Annotated in this window: 1 protein-coding gene and 2 pseudogenes; 2 read left to right on the top strand and 1 reads right to left on the bottom strand. The window is 65.2% G+C overall.

From position 1 onward, the window contains the following. Window positions 1-296: pseudogene (locus tag EOA28_RS27800) on the bottom strand (EamA/RhaT family transporter); the annotation flags it as partial. Window positions 297-497: 201 nt separating this feature from the next. On the opposite strand from EOA28_RS27800, the gene pepN reads away from it, so the two are divergent. Continuing rightward, window positions 498-3,143, top strand: coding sequence for an aminopeptidase N (gene pepN, locus EOA28_RS27795; RefSeq protein WP_127250890.1), 2,646 nt, complete (start codon window positions 498-500; stop codon window positions 3,141-3,143). A 168-nt stretch (window positions 3,144-3,311) separates the two neighbouring features. Beyond that, window positions 3,312-3,897 (top strand): annotated as a pseudogene (locus tag EOA28_RS27790) (PAS domain-containing sensor histidine kinase); the annotation flags it as partial.

Raw genomic sequence — 3,897 nt, 5'->3', positions numbered from 1 at the left:
GGCAATCTGGTCAGCGCGAAGAAGCCGAGCCCCATGGCGCCGACGCCGACAAGGCCGCGCGCGATGTGGTTGAACGGCCGCCTGGTCGTGAAGGCGGTGGCGAGCTCGCCCTTGAAGGCCAGGAAGGCGATGATCGGGAAGATGGCGAAGAAGGAGCGGAAGAAGACGATCTGCCCGGCAGGCACGTCGCCGGCCGCCTTGATGCAGGTCTGCATGCCGACGAAAACCGTCACCGAGACGATTTTCAGTGTGATGCCGCGCAGCGTGCTGTGGCCGACGGCATGATCGACGGTCATCTTGCCTCGTCAGAATGTCGGAAAACGAAGCCGCCCAATAGCCTAAGAGCAACTCCAGGAAAAGTGTGCAATCGGAATTGCGAAACACACCCTATCCCGCGGTTTTGTCGCGTGACGGTTTCGTGTAAAGAGCGCGCATCTCAAAATTCCTGGACCGGCCACGCTGGCTCCCGACCGAAATCGACAGGAAAAGCCCAAGGAATGCGCACCGATACCGGCCATGTCTTCAAGCTCGAAGACTATCGCCCCAGCGACTATCTCATCCCGAGGACCAGCCTCGACTTCCGCCTGTCGCCGGACGCGACCCATGTCACCGCGCTGCTCACCATCGAACGGCGCGAGGGCGTCGCGCCGACGGCGCCGCTGGTGCTCGACGGCGATGGGCTGACGCTGCTTGGCCTAGCCATCGACGGGCAGGCGCTCGCTGCCGGCGACTACGAGGCGACGCCGGACCGGCTGACGATCCTGAAGCTGCCGGCGGCACAGCGTTTCGAGCTTCGTCTGGAGACCGAGATCGCGCCGTCGCGCAACGAGGCGCTGATGGGCCTCTATCGCTCCAACAACGTCTATTGCACGCAATGCGAGGCCGAGGGCTTTCGCCGCATCACCTATTTCCTCGACCGACCCGATATCCTGTCGGTCTACACCGTGCGCATCGAAGCCCCGCACAATGAGGCGCCGCTGCTGCTTTCCAACGGCAACCCCGTCGAGCGCGGCGCGCTCGCCAATGGCCGGCACTACGCGGTCTGGCACGACCCCTTCCCTAAGCCTTCCTACCTTTTCGCGCTGGTGGCGGGCGCGCTCGGCAGGGTGGCGGGCAGCTTCACCACCATGTCCGGCCGCGAGGTCGAGCTCGGCATCTATGTCGAGCCCGGCAAGGAGCGGCTTGCCGGCTATGCGATGGACGCGCTGAAGCGCTCGATGAAATGGGACGAGGACGCCTTCGGCCGCGAATACGACCTCGACGTCTTCAACATCGTGGCCGTGTCCGACTTCAACATGGGCGCGATGGAGAACAAGGGCCTCAACGTCTTCAACGACAAATATGTGCTGGCCGACGAGGAGAACGCGACGGATGCCGACTTCGCCAATATCGAGGCGATCATCGCGCATGAGTACTTCCACAATTGGACAGGCAACAGAATCACTTGCCGAGACTGGTTCCAGCTCTGCCTGAAGGAAGGGCTGACCGTTTACCGCGACCACGAATTCTCCGCCGACCAGCGCTCGCGGGCGGTGAAGCGCATCGCCGAGGTGCGCACGCTGCGCGCGCATCAATTCCCGGAAGACCAGGGGCCGCTGGCGCATCCGGTCAGGCCGCGGCGCTACCGCGAGATCAACAATTTCTACACGGCGACCGTCTACGAGAAGGGCTCGGAAGTGGTGCGCATGATCCGCACCATCCTCGGGCCGGAGCTCTTCCGTGCCGGCATGGACCTCTATTTCGAACGGCATGACGGCCAGGCCGCGACGATCGAGGATTTCCTCAAAGTGTTCGAGGACGTCTCGGGCCGCGACCTGGCGCAATTCGCGCTCTGGTACCATCAAGCCGGCACACCGAACCTGACGGTGAGCTCCACGCACAATGCGGCGGCCAGGGAATTCATCCTGGAGATCGAGCAGTCGGTGCCGCCGACGCCGTCGGAGAGCCGTAAGCGCCTGATGCATATTCCCCTTGCATTCGGATTTGTCGGCGCCGACGGCAAGCCTGTCACCTGGACAGCCGTCGAGGGCGCGACGGTGGATGACGGCGTCGTCCATATCCGCAAGCGCCGGCACACGGTGCGCTTCTCCGGCGTTTCGGAGCGGCCTTCGGTGTCGCTCAACCGCGGTTTCTCGGCACCGATCACGCTTTCGGTGCAGCAGAAGGCGGACGACCAGTTCTTCCTGGCGGCACATGACAGCGACCCTTTCTCGCGCTGGCAGGCGTTCAACACGCTTTTGACCGACGCGCTGATCGCCGCCTTCCGCCAGATCCTCGGCGGCAAGGTGCCGGTCTTCGCGGCACGGCTGGCCGATCTTGCCGGCAGGATCGCCGGCGACGAGGCGCTGGAGCCGGCTTACCGGGCACTGGCGCTGGCGCTGCCCGGCGAATCCGACATCGCCCGCGACATCGGCAGGGGCATCGACCCCGACGCCATCTTCGCCGCGCGCGAGGCGCTGGCGAGGACGATCGCCGAGACAAATCGCGATGCCTTCTCCGCTCTTTATGACAGCCTCGCCGACGAGGGTCCGTTCAGCCCGGACGCCGCGAGCGCCGGCCGCAGGGCGCTCCGCAACATCCTGCTTGATTATCTTTCGCTGCTGCCGGAAGGCGCCGCCCTCGCCGCGCGACACTTCACTGCCGCCACCAATATGACCGACCGCGCGGCGGCGCTGGCCGTGCTGGCGCATCGCCACTCGGGCACGGCCGAGGCCGATGAGGCGCTGGCAGCCTTCGAGGCCCGCTATCGCAGCGACGCACTGGTGCTCGACAAATGGTTCCAGATCCAGGCCGGCGTTCCCGGCGCCAAGACTGTCGACAAGGTACGCGCGCTGATGCTGCACCCCGCCTTCTCGATCGCCAATCCGAACCGCGTGCGCTCGCTGATCGGCACCTTCTCCAGCGCCAACCAGACCGGCTTCCACCGCCCCGACGGCGAAGGCTACCGCCTGTTCGCCGAGACGGTGCTGGAGGTCGAGAAGCGCAACCCGCAAGTGGCGGCGCGGCTGGCGACGGCGCTGCGCTCCTGGCGCTCGCTGGAGCCCGGACGCCAGGCCAAGGCCAAGCAGGCGCTGCTCGATATGGCGAAGGTAGAGAACCTGTCGGCGGATCTGCGGGATATCGTGGAGCGGACGCTGGCTTGACTAGCGATCTCCCTCCTCGTGGGGGAGATCAGCTAAATTTCAATCAACTTTTAATCTTTTTCGCCCGGCCCTCTGGACAAGGCGAATCACGTTTGATTCTTTAATGGCGATTCGGGCGTGCGGCGTATCCGGATCATCCAGTATACGGCAGATCGGGGAGTGCCATTTATGGCCAAGGCGGACGCGTGGGGCGCGCCCGGAGGGAAGGCTTTCGCGCGTCGCAAGGCAAGGGGCGATGGACTTGCCGGCAATACGCGCCTGATCGCCGAACCCACCTATCAGCGGCTGTTGGCCGCCGAGCCGTTTCTGCGCCGGTCGATCCCGGCGCTGATCGTTATTTTCCTCGCCGTTATCGCGGCGCTGCGCTTCCTGTCACTGATGAACGAGCATGACGAGATCGAGCGCGACGCCAAGGCGGTGCTGGCTTTAGCCGCCGGCCAGATGGCGCAGGCGATCACGGCGGATCCCAACGTTGCGGGCGCCAACGCCGTCAGCCTGCTGGAAAGCACCAGCCGCCAGGGCGCCATGAGCCGCGCCCATGTGCTGGCCATCACCGACGGCAACTTCAAGGTCATCGCCGTCTCGCCGCTTTCGACCGGCTGGCAGGGCCGCACGCTGGACGGTCTGGTCCTTGGCGGCCAGCCGCTGTTCATGTTCGGCGACCGCGCCGGCGTGATGGATGTCTCGATCGCCGGAAAGGATTGGTTCGCCGCAGTCAGCCTCACCGGGGACCGCGGGCACGCGACCGCCGTGC

The organism is Mesorhizobium sp. M2A.F.Ca.ET.067.02.1.1, from assembly GCF_004023285.1.
In the GTDB taxonomy this organism is placed as follows: domain Bacteria; phylum Pseudomonadota; class Alphaproteobacteria; order Rhizobiales; family Rhizobiaceae; genus Mesorhizobium.
The sequence above is the reverse complement of the archived record's forward strand: the minus strand, read 5'-3'. Positions and strand labels throughout refer to the sequence as shown.

What these genes read in the sequence shown, in the direction of transcription:
- pepN (WP_127250890.1), top strand. Translation starts at nt 498, where the DNA reads ATGCGCACCGATACCGGCCATGTCTTCAAGCTCGAAGACTATCGCCCC.